Origin of the sequence: Cellulophaga sp. L1A9, from assembly GCF_009797025.1 — a bacterium.
In the GTDB taxonomy this organism is placed as follows: Bacteria; Bacteroidota; Bacteroidia; order Flavobacteriales; family Flavobacteriaceae; genus Cellulophaga.
The window spans coordinates 4,667,868-4,684,434 of record NZ_CP047027.1; the positions used below are offsets into that span (position 1 = coordinate 4,667,868).

Sequence of the window (16,567 nt, forward strand, 5' to 3'; positions counted from 1 at the left end):
ATGTCTACAACAACAAAACAAAATACATTTAAAACTACAAACCCAACAACGGGAAAAACCCTATCGTCCTATGAATATATGACCGATAGCCAGGTAGAAGATAGCATTCAAGAATCACAAAAAGCGTTTCTAGAGTGGAAAACTAAATCAATAGAAGAGCGTGGCAAGGTTATTTCTGCGATAGGTAAAGAATTGCAAAACTACAAGTCAGAGTTAGCTGAGCTAATGACCGATGAGATGGGAAAATTACTCTCTCAAAGTCACCAAGAGGTTGATATTTGTTCTGCCATATGCGACTATTCTGCTAAGAATGCGCCAAAAATATTAAAGAGCGAAGAACGGGAACTATTAAATGGTGGAAAAGGAAAAATTGCCTATGCTCCTATTGGTGTTATTTACGGAATTCAACCTTGGAACTATCCTTCATATCAAGTTATTCGTTACACCATTACCAACCTGATGGCTGGTAATAGTATTCTTTTAAAACATGCTTCTAATGTAACAGGAACTGCTAAGTTATTGAGATCTATATTTGATACAGCAGGTTTGCCAAGCGGACTTTTCAATGTATTAGTAATAGACCACGACCAATCTGATGCTATTATAGCGCACAAATTAGTGCGTGGAGTGACGTTAACAGGAAGTCCTGCAGCAGGGGAAAATATTGGTGCAAAAGCTGGGGCTCAACTTAAGAAGACCGTTTTAGAATTAGGGAGTAATGATGCGTACTTAATTTTTGATGATGCAGATGTAGATTTAGCTGTTGAAAAAAGTGTGATGGGAAGAATTTACAATAACGGGGAAACCTGTATAGCCGCGAAACGATTTATTGCCACTGAAAAAGTATATGACGAGTTCAAAGAAAAATTTGTGACTGCTATGAAAGCTTTAAAGTTGGGAGATCCTAAATTGGAAGAAACGCAATTAGGCCCAATGGCGCGTAAAGATTTACGAGAAAAAATTCACGAGCAAGTACAAGAGAGTATTGATAAAGGTGCAAGATTACTTTGTGGAGGTGAGATCCCAGATGGTGAAGGATACTTCTATCCGGCTACTGTATTGGATGAGGTTACGGAAGGACAACCTGCCTATGAAGATGAATTATTTGGCCCTGTAGCATCATTAATTAAAGCTAAAGACAATGAAGATGCTATGCGAATTGCAAATGATAGCAGGTTTGGTCTTGGTGGCGGAATCTTCTCTAAGGATGAGAAGAAAGCTATTGAACTAGCCGAAAAGCATTTTGACACCGGAATGATCTTTATTAATTCCTTCGGAACAGCAGAACCAACCATGCCCTTTGGTGGTGTAAAAGATTCTGGTTTTGGTCGCGAACATGGTGGATTCGGTATGAAAGAATTCGTGAATGTAAAATCGATTATGATCCGCAAAGATTAATTTGAAACATTCTTGATATAAAAAAAGCACCCTATTTAGGGTGCTTTTTACTTTTTTCCAGATTAAAGTAACCTGTTCTAAGATCACTATTTTAATACATAACAATTATACGCCTCAACATATAAAAGGTTAAGCCGTAATTAGAGCTGACTACTTCCCACTTGTTGATCTTCTTCTAGCAATTTTTCTTGTTGCTCCATTTCCTCTCTGGCTTTAAATACATACTCTTTCCCTGTTTTAGGAGCACGTGCCAACCTACGCATGCTTTCTTCATCTAAGCGAATGAATTTATCTGCCTGCCCTCGAGTTGCTTCGGCATCAAAACCAATATGCTCTAGGACATCGCTCGCTAATTTTATGGAAGTATCAAGAGACTCACGGTAAATATCATCTACACCATTATTTAGTAGATCATAAGCATCATTCCTATTTCTAGCTCTAACCATAAGCTTTAAATGCGGATATTTTTCTTTTATTTTTTTTATTAAACTAAGCGTCACCTCCGGATTGTCTATAGCACAAATTAAAATTTCGGCATTCGCAATTCCTGCGGATTCTAAGAGATCTAAACGCGTGGCATCGCCATAAAACACCTCAAAACCCATTTTTCTCAAAAGATCTACCCGACTAGAATCTTGATCTAAAATTGTCGTTTTTACACCATGTGCCCTTAAAAATCTACCCACTGTACTTCCAAAGTGACCAAAACCTACTAATATAATTTTATCGGAACGCTCTATGGCATCTGCTGGTTTTTCTTCGGCTCGTTTTGTTCCAAATTTTGGCAGTATTAACTTTTCGCTCAACAGTCCTAATATGGGTGTTAAGACCATTGTTAGTGCAGTAACAACCAACATAATATCTAATTGTTTTTGGTCTAAAATGTGCAATTGCAACGCAAAAGATAACATCACAAATGCAAACTCTCCAATTTGAGCCAAGCCAACTGCTAAGAGAAATTTCTGATTTATTTTTAATTTAAATAGCGTGGCAACGATATATAATACCAATCCTTTTACTATAATTATCCCTACCACTAATCCGCTTATTACCAATGGATTATCTGCAATAACTACAAAGTTTATGGTAGTACCCACTGTAATAAAAAACAAACCTAAGAGCAATCCCTTAAAGGGTTCAAGTGTACTTTCTAACTCATGTTTAAACTCGCTCGTAGCTAAAACCACACCCCCCAGAAAGGCTCCTAATGCCGGACTTAACCCTACAAACTCCATTAAAAATGTAATGGCTAAAACAATCAATAAGGCTGATGCGGTGAGCAACTCTCGTACTTTTGAAATGGCCACTAGTCGTAACATTGGAATAATGAGGTAACGCCCAGAAATAACAATTAACACAATAGAACCTATAGTTGCTAAAGCTTGCCAACCTAGCGGTAGCGATTCTAGAATATTAGAACTTCCCTCTCCGTCCAATTTTGAAGCATCTACTGTAGATAATAACGGCAATAGCCCCAACATAACGATTACTATAATATCTTGAAAAAGCAAAATAGCAAATGAAGAAGCGCCATACGTGGTATTCATTAAATTTTTCTCACTTATGGTTTGTAGGGTGATGGCTGTAGAAGACATTGAAATTGCCATAGCACAGGTTAAAGATACTTGCCATGAAACACCAAAAGCTATTAGAATTGCAAAGGAAATGACACTGGTGAGTACTACTTGCGTACCGCCCATACCTACAATGGTTTTTCTCATTTTCCAGAAACTCTTAGCGTCTATCTCTAATCCTATTAAAAAGAGCATCATAACCACACCAAATTCTGCAAAATGAAGAATATCATCGCCCTCTTCTCCTATAAAACCTAAAAGATAGGGTCCTATTAAAACACCCGCCAGTAAATAACCTAAAACTGAACTTAACCCTAATTTTTTCGCAATGGGCACACATATAATGGCCCCTACTAAAAATACAATTACTTCAAAAAGTATATCTTCATTCATAGCCTACTGGAGTTCGGTGGTAGGCGCAAAAATACACATAAAACGCATACTATTGTTGGAGTCACACTAGAACGCTTAGAAGATTAAAAAGAAGTCCTAAAATTTACGCAGAACGGGTATGAAACTACTATAAAACCAATGGTTATCGCATAGAAATCTACTCCAGAATTGGCCAAAAAATATAAAACCCTGCTTTCTGAAAAGAAAGCAGGGTTTTTTACTTAAGGTGACTACTATTATTCTAAATAATTGGATACTGCACTAACACGTTGCTCTACATGACTATTTAGTTCGCTAATTGCAGCTTGAAAATCTGAACTTGAATTCAAAAACGTGTATCCTGAAACTTCAGCGCTTGCATAAGGTTCTATTAATGAAGAATATATGGCATATTTAGGCTGCATAAGAGAAGCATTAAATACGGTATTCACAACATCTTGCACGTACCCGTCATACTGTTCTTGATAAACTTCATCTTGATATAGATACCCAATAAGCGGCCATTCTGTAGCATTTAAATCAGAAAAATCTAAGGCTAAAGAACCTTGCATATTCCCTGTCTGTAAAGCTTCATTATTGTCCCAAGGTATCCATGATAACAGGGCTGTATCGGGGTTGTTATACAAAAAGTAATTGTGCGTCATTCTACCATAGGTATCCCAGTTTTGAATAACGGTATTTACCGCCAAATACTTCAAAAAGGTATCCGTATCAAAAATACTTTCTAAACTTTCTCTCCATGCGGCAGGGTCTGTGGTTCTCGTATCTGCATGCAAAGCTGCAAAAACACTTTCTATGTCTGAATAATCGGCCTCATCTTCATTTGTTTTCTTTACAAAGACACTTTCAGAAAAGCTTCCTTCTGCAAACGAAGCTCCATCGCCATCTGGCTTGTATAAATTACCATCATTATCAGAAAACTGAGTATCAATTACCGTATCGTCTACCTCTTCTACTAAGGTATATACTCCAAAATAAACAGGTCCGTCTCCATGATCTACATATACCGTATAAAAACCAGCATGAGAACTGGCTACGCCAAAGTCTCTAAAAATATCTGTAGCCACTTTTTCTCGAAGCATAGACTTATCATTGTAATTGTTTTTAAGACTTAACTTTTTAAAACCATAAAAACGTTGGTTATCTATTTGCGGATATTCATCTTCAAACTCATCAAAATCTAACTTAAAAGATAGTTTTAAGTTTCCGCTAGACCAAGTAGATTGTAAACTAGAATTCCCTTTAAAACGGACACCTACTTTATACCATTCCTTATCTTCGTAAAATACTTCTGCAGGAACAAAAACCGGATCTTCATCAGTCTCTACCAATCCCCCGCCAGCTTGTCCGCCACCAGAAGTACTTGTTCCAAACGCACCATACAATGAAGTCATATCATCTAACATCGCTTGCCAACGTGCTTCAGAAATTACAATATCAAGACGCTTCACAGCTTCATCTTCAAAAATTTCTTCAATATCAGGGTCAGCAGATTTACTGTGTGTTGCATCCGTCCAATCTACCGTGTCAAAATCGGTATCTGAATAGGTTTCTACATAGGCCTCATCACTCGTAGAGTCATCCGTTTCTTCAACATCTACAGTCGTTGTATTAACATCATCTTCCGAACAAGCGTTAAAAAATGAGAAACAAACCAGTAAAATAAATAAGGTGCTTAATTTTTTCATATTATTAGCTATTGTGTTAAACAGTGCGCTAATTTGCTACTTTATTGGTTATCATTTAATTACTTTCAGTGAATTGTACCTAGTAATCAGCGAACCAGTCCTATGCACCTTTTTAAAAAATAAACCGTTCTTTTAAATTTCATAAGCTTAACTTAATTTGTTGCTATTTATAGTCTAAATGCTCGTATATTAGGGACTAGAATTTCCTAAAATCTATACTCATGTGCAAAAAACACCAATGTTATATTGTTCCAGAACATATATTAGCTGCCTTAGCAAAACGCGGAAGTAAAAATTGTAAAAGAACCTTGAATGATACGCGTCGTATTTTAGAAAAGAGAAATACACTTTTAAACGGCCTGTTGCAACAAGAGTTAGCCATTGGAAAAGGAGATCGGATTATTTATGATTGTGAAAACAAATTCCAGCAACGTGTTTCCTTAAGTCGCAACGAAGGTGATGATAGTACCGATGATGCTACTGTAAATAGTGCTTATGATACTTCGGGGTTTGTTCGCGCTTATTTTAAGGACACTTTTAATTTAAATTCTGTGAATGGAGAAGGCATGGATTTGGTGTCTAACGTTCATTATGGAGAAAAATACAATAATGCGTTCTGGGACGGTGATGAAATGACTTATGGCGATGGTGATCAGGTCGATTTTAAAGATTTTGCAAGCGCCATTGATGTTGTCGCTCATGAACTCACCCATGGTATCACTCAGTTTATGGCTAATTTAGAATACGAAGGGCAACCAGGCGCGTTGAACGAGCATTTTTCTGATGTTTTTGGCACTATTATCAAGCAAAAATATTTAAACCAAAGTGTAACCGAAGCAGATTGGCTCATTGGAGATACTATTGTGACTGAAACCTTTCCTGGTGTAGCGCTTAGGTCTATGAAAGCGCCAGGAACTTCGAATGATTTTGATACACAACCAGACCATATGGATAATTATTATGCCGGTCCTGAGGATCATCAAGGAGTTCATATCAATTCTGGAATACCAAACAAAGCTTTCTATCTGTGTTGCTTAGAAATCGGAATTGATAATTGCGCTTTACTGTGGTTTGAAACCCTAAAATTTCTTTGGCGTACCGTTAATTTTAGTGATATGCTAGAGGTACTCTTAACTACAGCTGAAACCTTAATTTCTCAAAATAAGCTCCCTGAAACTGCAACCATAGCAATTGAGACTAGTTTTACAGCCGTAGGATTACCACAAAAAGTACTGATATGAAGTATTCTTTAAGTATATCTGGTGGCATTACCGGAATTCCGAAAAAATATGCAGGAGAAGTGCGTTTAGCAGACGCAGAACAAAAAAAAATACTAGAGACGCTTAAAGTTTCCTCAATACCTAAAAATAAAAATCTAAGAGACGGACTTCAATACCATTTGCAGCTAGAGGAAAACACGCAAAATTATGAGGCAAATTTTGACGACTCAAATCTACCCCCAACGATAAGAAATTTGATTAGCACTATTTTAAATCAAAACTAATTTTATAGCCATTTTTCAATGTAGATTGTCAAATGGCGCATTACGCGCTAGTACTCATAGGCTTAAAATTTAATATTTAAGGCTTCAAATAAATGACTCATGGTCCAAGCCGGTCCAATCATTAAAAACTGTAGGTCTTTTAAAAACGAAGGCTTTTTACCCTCGTGATTATGACCAATAAATTGCCCTACCCAAGCTATTACAAAAAGAACCAACATGGGAATCCAAAGTGCTAAGCTTGTACTCACTTGAATAACATCAATCCCTAATAAAACAAGAATAGAAAAAAGAAGCATACCTACAAATAAGGTTTTAGAAAGACTTAGATAATAAAACAAGCCCAATACAATTACTAAAGTACCAGCATGAACATAAGGTTGTAAAAATTCTGGAAAAGCCTGTATGATAGTATCGGATACCGGAATACTTGCTAATAAGCCTATCAAACTAAAAAAAATCACAGGAACGCAAATGTAATGAATGGCTATATTAAATTTTGTTTGGTGACTTTCACTATATTCCGCCAACAGGGTGTCTACTTTTCTCATAAGGGGGGTATAAATTAGTTCGTTTTTGGTAAGGCTACAAATTGCCTAAGTTGGTGGTACTCTTCCAAACCTTTGTCTGTTAAATAAGGCAAAAGCAAGGTCCAAAGCATTTCAACAGCCCCACATTTATTTGTTTCGTAGTTTGTAGCTGTAATAACTAGTTTTTGTGCTTGCCAAAAAGTACTAGCCATCCAAATTAAATGAATCGTTTTATCGTAATTAATTGTTTCAGATTCTGGAAGCATTCTTCCCGTTTCTACATAGTAATCAATTAATTTTCTACCTTCTTTAAATCGGTTTAAATTCGTAATTTTATAATGCTCTGCGATTTCAGGATATGTTTTGTTGATGTTTACAATATCATTGAAAAAGAAGTTATAATGCTGTTGTAGACTATCAAAATTACGCATCATCTCTTCAAAATGAAATAAAGTGATGTATGCATTTTCAGGAAGAATGTAGTTCTTATTTTCCTCATACATTTCAAAATAAATCGTCGCTAAGAGTATTTCTTTGCTTTTAAAATGGTATTGTAAATTACCCGCACTCATGGAAAGGCTATCCGCTATTTGTTTCATAGAAACATTAGACATCCCATGAATGTTAAACAATTTTATAGCCTCTTTTTTTATTTCTTCTTTCATATTGCAACTTATAAAAAAAATACAAGCTTACTAATATAAGAATTTTTTTAGTAACTAGTTACTAAAAAGCAAAAAGGGAGCATTTAAAATGCTCCCTTTTTGTATTGTATATGTACTATTTAATTATTTACTCAATCATCCCTACAACTTCATAAGCTCTAGTTCCATCATATTGTATCTTTTCATACAACACATCATTATATTCATAAAGAATACTTCCATCTATTTCTACCCTTTCTGCCCCGTCAGGTAATTCATAAACTATTGTTCCTACTTCTGGAGCCACTACTTCATATTCATTTTGAATTTGAATATAGAAAACACCATCATAATTATAGTAATTTCTAGTTCCGAATTTCACACGACGAAAGCCTGTAGGCAAATTAGTCACGCGCACTCCTGCTCTTGGAGCTACAGCGATATAGCGTCCATTATAATTTCTATAATATTTATTGTTAGTGTAGTAATAGTTCTGATTGTTGTGTTTAATTACTTTAGCATTCGTAGGTACTGATCTATACGTGGTAACCTTCTTTTTAGGGGTCTTATACACTACAGTCTTACGTGGTACCACACGAGAACGTGTACTTGTTTTTGCCACCACTGTTTTAGATTTTGATTTTGTACTCCTAGTTTGCGCATTTCCTGAAAATGAAAATGCAATTAAGGCCATACCTATCAAAGCGAATGTTCTACTATTATTTTTCATAATGATTATTGTTTTAGGGTTTATACTTCTTTGATTACATTTTAAATCAATAGTTTAATCCTTTTAGAAAACTTTAGCATTTAACAAATAGATTCTTAGAGATTCTATTTTGCAACTCCTTAAATATAAACACAATACCTCTTTCATTTTAAAATTGTGAATATCTATTCTTTCATTTATATAAATCTTACCTAAGAGAAGCCCTATATTTGCCACCCCAAAACAATGACATTATGAGTGCAACATGGTACGAGTGTAAAATAAAATATAGAAAGCTAGATGAAGCTAGTGGAATGCAAAAAGTAGCTACGGAACCTTATTTGGTAGATGCTATTTCGTATACCGAAGCGGAAAGTAGAATTACCGAAGAAATGGCTGCCTACCTTAGTGATAGTGATGATATAAAAATTACCAATATTAAAGTAGCAAACTATTCTGAAATACATCCTTTTGAAAATTCTGATCGTTGGTTTAAATCGAAAGTATCTTTAATTGCTTTTGATGAAGAGAGTGGTAAAGAACGCAAAACCAATATGTATTTATTGATACAAGCAAATGATGTAAAAGAAGCTTACGACAATACCGTTTCTGTTATGAAAGACACTATGGGTGAGTATTCTATTCCTGCGATTACAGAATCTCCTATTATGGATGTATTCCCATATTTCTCTGGAGAAGAAGGTGATATGGAACGCATAAAAAAATTCAATGAAGTAAAAGCATCTGTTCCTGAAGTAGCAGAACTTAATGACGATTTAGAATTGGCAGACGTTTTAGCATCTGAAACAGAAACAGATTTTGAGCCTAGAACTGGCGAAGAATAAAATTCTTTAAAATTCAATAAAAAAAGAGGGCTTTCTAGCCCTCTTTTTTGTTTCTATGCTTTTCTAATTGTCCATCTCTCCTTGCTCAGAGAATTACCTTAAACACCCTTATTTTCTTGGTATTGACGGGTTACACCTATATTTAAGGATTAAAAATTATAGATGATAGTCTATAATTTTTAAGGTAATTCATCGAAATACAGCGGTATTTTTTGTTCACCTCAGGGATTGTGTCTATTTTAACCTCCTTTAAATAACTACCGCCATGTCTAAAATGATTACCCCTACGCTTATTATCGATGGAGAACGTTTTCTTCCTAAATCTGGTTATAAGGTTACTATAGAACAATCCATGGGTACCCACAGCTCTTTTAGTGTGGTTTTTCAAACCAATGCTACCGAAGGGTACGGCGGTACACTCATGAATAATTCTATTAATTATTCCGGTAAAAAACTATCTATAGGGGTTAATGATGGTGAGCTAGAATATGTAGGGATCATTACTTCTGTAGCTTTACAAAAAGGGATTGGCGCTTCTGGCGCTATTGTGCTTTCAGGACAAGGGGCTAGTATTTTACTCTCGCGCTCCGTACAATGTTTTAGCTATGAAGAAGGGTCTTCTTTTAGCCAAGTAGTGAGTGATACCTTTAATGGACACTCCACAGATTTATTAAAAATGGAAATAGGAAATGGAACTAACATCCGTTTGCCTTATACCGTACAATACAACGAATCCGATTTTTCTTTCTTACAACGTATGTGTGCTCGTTATGGCGTTTGGATGTATGACAATGGGAGAACCTTTTGCGTAGGACGCACGGGAGACAAGCAATTTAATGGGGTGTATGGTCAGGATATTCAAACCTTTGGCCTCTCCACTACCCTACAGTCCCAAAATAGCGGCTTTACTTCTAAAGATTGGGTCAATGATAGTGAATTAGAATCCGTTTCTTCATCGTACAGTGCACAAAGCGGACATATGTATGCTGGGAATGTAAAAAGAGAATCAGAAGGTTTATTTGCCAAGAAAGAAAACTACTCTTGGAATCACAATCAGAATGAATATAGCGGACAACAAGGTTTAGATCATGTAGCAAAAGTTGATACCTTATCTAAAGCGGCAAATATGATTATTGCCAACGGATCTTCAGAAATTGTCGGTTTACGTGTGGGTGATAATTTAACCATTGAAGGCGTTAGTTTTTCTGATAAAACACGTAGAGATGCGTTTGGATCCTATATGGTTACCAAAGTAGCGCACCGTTTTGATCATAGTGGTAATTATGAAAATCATTTTGAAGGCGTACCAGAAGGAACAGAACACCCACATTATAGTGCGGTATTTGCCACACCGTCTGCAGAAGAACAACGTGGTGTTGTTTTAGATAACAATGACCCTGACGGATTAGGCCGTATAAAAGTACAGTTTGGTTGGCAGCGCAGAATGGGCACTTCTACCCCATGGATAAAAATGAATACCCCATATGGTGGTAACGGTAAAGGCTTTTACTTTATTCCTGAACTGGACGAAGAAGTACTCGTAGGTTTTGAAAACAACAATCCAGAAAAACCCTATGTATTGAGTGCTGGTTTTAATAGCAGTGCCAAAAGTGGTATGGCGGATGCAGATAATAATCTGAAAACTATTCGTACCCGTAGTGGCCATACTATAGAATTGAATGATACTGATGGCGAAGAAAAAATAAACATTTATGATCATGAAGGAAGCATAATTACATTTGATACACAAGCCAAATCATTATATATAACCGCTACTGAAAATATTGAATTTCAAGCAAAAAATATAAAAATGATAGCTGAAGAAAATATAGACATTCAAGCTCAAGGAGATATCAACACAGCATCGGAAGGAGATACAAGTATTATATCCGAAAGTACATTAGCATTACAATCTGCATTAGATACTACAATTAATAGCGATTCTAATATAGCAATTGAAGCTACAAGTGACACCACAATATCAGGTACTAACACTATAATTGAGGGGCAAGTATCTGTTGAACTCAATGGAGCACAAACAAAAGTAACAGGTAGTGCGCTAACAGAAGTTTCTGGCGCAATCGTAAAAATAAATTAAAAACATAATAGTATGCCAGGACCAGCAGCAACAGTAGGAAGCATGCATGTATGCCCAATGCTAAACCCAGGAACACCCCCTCCACCTCATGTTGGAGGACCAATATCTGGGCCCGGAGTACCAACAGTTTTAATTGGAGGTAAACCCGCTTCAGTAATTGGCGATTTGTGCACCTGTGCAGGGCCACCTGATACTATAGTAATGGGTGAAGGAACTGTATTAATCGGCGGAAAACCCGCTGTTACAATGGGAGATTCTACTGCGCACGGAGGAGCTATTTCAGCAGGAGAACCTACTGTTCTAATTGGCACAGGTACAAGTGCTGCAACCGCAATTATGCCCCTACATAAAATACCATTCCCTACTATTAATTCAAACCTTAGAGGACAACTAACTGAGGCTATTGCTAAGCAAGAGGCGCTTCGTGAAGAAGCAGATAAAAATGGGTATTTAAACGATTTTTCATTTAGTATGTAGTTATGAACATAGAATATCCTTACAATATAAAATCTTTAACAGACAGTTTAAAATCTAGTAATAGATTTGGTATATACCCTATTGGTAAATTTAATGCATGGCATGGAGGAATACATATTGAAGGTGACTCACATGTAAAATGCATAGCTGATGGTAGGGTTATAGCATACAGGATACCAACTAAATATTTCTATGAAGATATAGGAAAGGGAAAAGACAATCCTAAATATTCTAATGGTTTTGTATTAATGCAACACTATTATAAGAGCGAAGAGGGTTTAGAGTTTACTTTTTATAGTCTGTACAATCATTTAATGAGTAAAAAAGACTACGAAAAAGATGACTATAGCAAGAAAAAAATACCAGACGTTCTCGCTGAATTTTCTTATATAGTATCAGACCAGGCTAAAGATGCTATCAATGGATTAGAAGTTTACAAATTAAATAGTGAAAAGGAATTAGACAGAACAAATCCTGTTTTTTTAAAATATAAAACAACTGTTGATACATTAACCAATAATGGGAAAGAAATATTATTAGAAAAAGATAAAAGATATAAAAAGATTGAATGCAAAGATTATGAAGGAAACACACATAGTGATGTTTACGTTTCTAAGGGTCTTATAGTAAATGGCAAGGCTAATTATAAAGGAGACAAGTCACCTAAGAAGGGAGTTATTGTTTATGAAGAAGCTAAAGATACTTCAGAACAATTGAGAGTAATAGAGAAAAACACAAAAAGTACGAAAATCAAAATAGATAAAAAAAAGAGTACTAATGAATGGTTAAAGTTAGAAGATGAAGAAGGATTTATTAAAAATGATGATAATCTAACAAAAACAAAAACAATTGATGCAGATAACCTTATTTTTGATAAGGTAGTAAAATCAGATGGATTGCTTAAAGCGGGAACAATTATAGGTCATACAGGCTTGTTTGATTCGCCTAGCATTTCAAAATACAGAGCGGCACATGTTGAGGTTTTTAGTTTTGAAGATCCAAAAGATTTTTTAAAAGGTGGAAAGGATGCAGAGAAAGAAGAGAATAAAAAATTCTTAAAAATTGATAAAGGAGCTGAACTACAATTAAATTTAAAAATTAGTGTTTCCATAAAAAAACACACTCCAGTAAAAATTTTAGAAATTGATGACAATTATTGTAAGATACAAATAATTAAACCAAGTGCAGAAGTATTTCACAAACACCTTTATGATGGATATGATGATGGAAAAGGCCACTATACCATTAAAGCTGATTATACAGAAATTATAGATGGAGTTGAAAAAGAAATTAAATGTTATGAAATTATAAAAGCCTCTTTTGGTAAATATTTAACAGCAGACTCCAAATTATATAGTAAAAATTATAGCATTTATAAAAACACAGAAAAACGAGAAGCTGAATATCGGCCTGAACATCATGATCAAACTTTTTGGGTAAAAAATAATACTGCTATACAAAAAGAAAATGCAGAAAGTACATTAATAAAACCTGTAAAAAATGATGAGTTTATTTTAGCCGAAGATATAAAAGAGTATTATATATCAAAACCTAGTACTGAAAGTGATACTATTATCACGAAAGAAATCTTGAGAATTAATAGTGCTAGTATACCTAAACATAAAGATGGTGAAAAACAATATTATAAAATAACATATAATAAAAAAGAAGGATGGATTAAAACGGATGATACCAAAATAAAAAAAATATCAGCATTTAATTGGGAAGAATTTGGTTTTGAAACTATGGACGCTGGTGACGAATATTGTTATAGTGTAAAAGATGTAGAAAACAACATTGAAACCTCTCCTTTTTTAGAAAAAATATGGAAAACTATTGATGAAAATAATGATAATATCATCGATGAAAATGAATGGAATAGAGCAAAAAATACAAAAGTATTATCACAGTTTAGCAAATTAGTTTGCAAACATAAAAGTGAATGGAGCTATACTGAGTCCGAAATTGAAAAAGAAATAAAAGAATATTATAAAATAGGATTAAACCAAGCTACAGGAGATAAGAAAAAAAATCTAGAAAAAAAACAGGATGAAAATATAGCTTTATTAAAAAAACGGGTAAAAAACACCTGTTTTTGGGATAAGGTAGAAAAAGGAGAACAAGAAACTAAAAGTACTTTTTCAAATTTATCAACACTAACATTACTGCCTGCTGCTTTTATATATTATTATTTTACGAATGAAGAAAAAAAAGAATCTGATAAAAAAAACATTAGAACCTTTAAAACTTCACAAAAAAATGTTTGGCATTTTCATCCAATTGCTTTTATTGAACAAATGAAACTCATTACCGGAGGTGTTAATCATACATTTGATAATAAGTATAAGGCTACAGGAAATGAAGTTTATATTAATGTTATAACTCCAAAAGGTAGAGATTTAGAAGGCCCTTTGGTGGTATTCGATAGTTCAGGCATATTATTTAAAACACATTCATTATGTAGAGGATCTAGCAGTGATAGATTTACAGGTGGTGGTAATGGTGATACTCCAACAGGAAAAGCCAGCACTTCCTATGACTCAATAAGACATAAAGGAGAATACAGTTATGGTAATTATGGTTTAATAGATTTGATAGGTTTAGAAGGTGAATTTAAAAAAGCTACTAGTAATGGAAGAGCTGGTATAGCTATTCATTGTGGTCACACTTCTGGGTATTATAAAAAATCACTAGAAGATATAGGTAAATTAATGGGTACACATGGATGCATAAGAGTTTATAATAATGAAATGAAAAAATTAGGAGAATTATATTCTGATTTAAAAAGTCAAGGAAAAAAAATCTATTGTTATATAGAAGACCATGATGGAGATATTAATGATGTTTATAAATTTTATGATTTAAAGAGAGATATAAAAGACAAATCAAGAGGAGCTAGATCCGCTAATCAATAATGTTATGACAAGAATGGTATTTATATATATATTCCTTGCTTTTTTTTCATGTAAAGATAAAGAAGTAAGCAAAGTAAATAATGTAGTACATGTTGAAGACACAAAATACTATTCTCCTAATAATGAAGAATATACTACTAAAATAGGTTTAATTAATGATCCAGATGGATATACTAACGTTAGATTAAAACCAGACTCTGAATCTCTTGTCGTTGGTACTATTTCTAAAAATGAATATTTTTTTTATACAATATCTAATAGCAATTGGTATTCTGTAAAAACATTAAAGGGATTAAAGGGTTATGTGCACAAAAGCAGAATAAATAATGCTAATAATAATAAGCAGATTTGTGCTACTATAAATAGTATTGACCCATCAGACTCTTCGTATGACAAAGACACTATTGTTAATATTAATTCTTTAAATAAAAAGACACCTTTTTTGATTAAAGAATTAATTTACCCTAGATTAAATCAACAAGAAAAAAGTGACAATACAATTCTTTTTTCCGAAGAGGATATTAAAATAGAAATATCTAAAAATGAATTTAATTTAGATGATTATAATGTTGTTAATGATGGAGGTAATCTATCTGTAAAAACAAAAGAAGGAGACGGTGTATATGGTGGATATGCAAATCCTAAATATATAATACAAAGTATTGTTATTACGCTTTATAAAGAAGTCTTTAATATATCATCAAAAGAATTCTATAATTTATTAGACCCTAGTTTTGAGAAAGTCATTGTTTACAAAAAAAGTAATAAACAAATAATTATTTCAATGACAGGAGCAGATAATAATGCTTCCGAAAACTATAACGTGCTATTTGTTTTAGATAAAGGAGAATTATTGAAAAAATATGTTTATTTAGGTTTTTGATTTATTATAATCCGATAGCGCGTAACCCCCTAGCGCGACATATCCGCAACCCTGGCGCACTTCTGTGAAGTGTGTCTAATTTTCTTTAGTATTTGCGATGCAATTTATTATCTTGAAACTATGTCTCAGAGATATAAAGTTATAGATAGTACCGTTCCAACATTTGTGACAATAACAATAATTGATTGGGTAGATTTATTTATCCGACCAACCTATTTTAAAATATTGGATGATTCTCTAAATTATTGTATTGTAAACAAAGGATTAACCGTACATGCGTACGTATATATGAGTAGTCATATACATCTTATTATTAGTTCGCAAGAAAACGAGTTGTAGGACATTATTCGCGATTTGAAAAAACACACCTCTAAGGAATTTATAAAAGCGATAAAAGAACTTCCTGAAAGTAGAAGGGAGTGGCTTTTAGCTAAATTTGATTATGCAGCAAAGCGTGTAAAGAAAGGTGTTAGTTATAAGGTTTGGAAAGATGGGTATCATCCCGTAATTTTAGATACTAGCAAAAAAATAGAACAACGTATAAATTATATACATTATAATCCTGTGGCTTCAGAATTAGTTTATCATGAAAGAAGAGATTGGAAAAACAGTAGCTATGCAATCTATGAAGAGGACAATATAGAAATCCCTTCGGTTAAAGTACGTCCTCTATGGTAATTTGAAATAGAAAAACAATTAGTCACGCTTTACAAAAGCGCGCCAGGTTCTGCGATTATAGATGTGGCCCGAGTAGAAAAAGGAAATACTATTTTAGTTGGAGAACAAGTGTTAAGGTTCTTAAAAATTATGAAGTTCAAGGCGGAAGTTTAGGTAATAAACTTCCTGAGACATATGATAATGGAACCTATAAATACAGTAATGTTATTCAAACTGTCATTAACTTAACTGATG

The 16,567-nt window shown here is 34.0% G+C and carries 15 protein-coding genes; 10 read left to right on the forward strand and 5 right to left on the reverse strand.

From position 1 onward, the window contains the following. Positions 1 to 1,398: an NAD-dependent succinate-semialdehyde dehydrogenase gene (locus GQR94_RS20450; RefSeq protein WP_158978738.1), complete on the forward strand. Its 1,398-nt coding sequence runs from the start codon at positions 1 to 3 to the stop codon at positions 1,396 to 1,398. A gap of 140 nt (positions 1,399 to 1,538) precedes the next feature. Here the strand turns inward: GQR94_RS20450 and GQR94_RS20455 are convergent, their stop codons facing one another. Beyond that, entirely contained in the window at positions 1,539 to 3,365 is a 1,827-nt protein-coding gene (locus GQR94_RS20455) for a monovalent cation:proton antiporter-2 (CPA2) family protein (RefSeq protein WP_158978740.1), read from the reverse strand. Between the two features lie 236 nt (positions 3,366 to 3,601). Further along, positions 3,602 to 5,053: a CotH kinase family protein gene (locus tag GQR94_RS20460; protein WP_158978742.1), complete on the reverse strand. Its 1,452-nt coding sequence runs from the start codon at positions 5,051 to 5,053 to the stop codon at positions 3,602 to 3,604. A gap of 221 nt (positions 5,054 to 5,274) precedes the next feature. On the opposite strand from GQR94_RS20460, the gene GQR94_RS20465 reads away from it, so the two are divergent. Next, positions 5,275 to 6,294: a M4 family metallopeptidase gene (locus tag GQR94_RS20465; RefSeq protein ID WP_158978744.1), complete on the forward strand. Its 1,020-nt coding sequence runs from the start codon at positions 5,275 to 5,277 to the stop codon at positions 6,292 to 6,294. Then, on the forward strand, positions 6,291 to 6,557 hold the full coding sequence (locus tag GQR94_RS20470; protein WP_158978746.1) for a protealysin inhibitor emfourin: 267 nt from the start codon (positions 6,291 to 6,293) through the stop codon (positions 6,555 to 6,557). The genes GQR94_RS20465 and GQR94_RS20470 overlap by 4 nt, the downstream gene beginning before the upstream one ends. A 62-nt stretch (positions 6,558 to 6,619) precedes the next feature. Here GQR94_RS20470 and GQR94_RS20475 read toward each other — a convergent pair whose 3' ends face one another. The 3 genes from GQR94_RS20475 to GQR94_RS20485 all read right to left on the reverse strand — a co-directional run bounded on the left by GQR94_RS20475 (position 6,620) and on the right by GQR94_RS20485 (position 8,458). Next, a complete protein-coding gene (locus GQR94_RS20475) occupies positions 6,620 to 7,105 on the reverse strand; it encodes a DUF962 domain-containing protein (protein ID WP_158978748.1) in 486 nt (161 codons plus the stop codon). A 14-nt stretch (positions 7,106 to 7,119) separates the two neighbouring features. Further along, positions 7,120 to 7,749 carry a TetR/AcrR family transcriptional regulator gene (locus GQR94_RS20480; protein WP_158978750.1) on the reverse strand — a complete coding sequence of 210 codons (630 nt, stop codon included), beginning with the start codon at positions 7,747 to 7,749 and terminating at the stop codon, positions 7,120 to 7,122. A gap of 127 nt (positions 7,750 to 7,876) precedes the next feature. After that, on the reverse strand, positions 7,877 to 8,458 hold the full coding sequence (locus tag GQR94_RS20485) for a DUF6515 family protein (protein WP_158978752.1): 582 nt from the start codon (positions 8,456 to 8,458) through the stop codon (positions 7,877 to 7,879). 233 nt (positions 8,459 to 8,691) lie between these two features. Here GQR94_RS20485 and GQR94_RS20490 point away from each other — a divergent pair, with 233 nt between their 5' ends. The 7 genes from GQR94_RS20490 to GQR94_RS22765 all read left to right on the forward strand — a co-directional run bounded on the left by GQR94_RS20490 (position 8,692) and on the right by GQR94_RS22765 (position 16,333). Continuing rightward, entirely contained in the window at positions 8,692 to 9,282 is a 591-nt protein-coding gene (locus tag GQR94_RS20490; protein ID WP_158978754.1) for a DUF4494 domain-containing protein, read from the forward strand. Between the two features lie 265 nt (positions 9,283 to 9,547). Then, positions 9,548 to 11,380 (forward strand): type VI secretion system Vgr family protein, encoded by a 1,833-nt coding sequence (locus GQR94_RS20495; protein WP_158978756.1) that lies wholly within the window; start codon positions 9,548 to 9,550, stop codon positions 11,378 to 11,380. Between the two features lie 12 nt (positions 11,381 to 11,392). Next, a complete protein-coding gene (locus tag GQR94_RS22995) occupies positions 11,393 to 11,857 on the forward strand; it encodes a PAAR domain-containing protein (RefSeq protein ID WP_158978758.1) in 465 nt (154 codons plus the stop codon). Between the two features lie 2 nt (positions 11,858 to 11,859). After that, positions 11,860 to 14,772, forward strand: a complete 2,913-nt coding sequence (locus tag GQR94_RS20505; RefSeq protein ID WP_158978760.1) for a L,D-transpeptidase — start codon at positions 11,860 to 11,862, stop codon at positions 14,770 to 14,772. A 4-nt stretch (positions 14,773 to 14,776) separates the two neighbouring features. Next, positions 14,777 to 15,655 (forward strand): SH3 domain-containing protein, encoded by an 879-nt coding sequence (locus GQR94_RS20510; RefSeq protein WP_074538135.1) that lies wholly within the window; start codon positions 14,777 to 14,779, stop codon positions 15,653 to 15,655. Positions 15,656 to 15,775: 120 nt separating this feature from the next. Further along, positions 15,776 to 15,994, forward strand: coding sequence for a hypothetical protein (locus GQR94_RS22760; protein WP_233268515.1), 219 nt, complete (start codon positions 15,776 to 15,778; stop codon positions 15,992 to 15,994). A gap of 15 nt (positions 15,995 to 16,009) precedes the next feature. Then, positions 16,010 to 16,333 carry a hypothetical protein gene (locus GQR94_RS22765; RefSeq protein ID WP_233268517.1) on the forward strand — a complete coding sequence of 108 codons (324 nt, stop codon included), beginning with the start codon at positions 16,010 to 16,012 and terminating at the stop codon, positions 16,331 to 16,333. Positions 16,334 to 16,567: the final 234 nt, after the last annotated feature.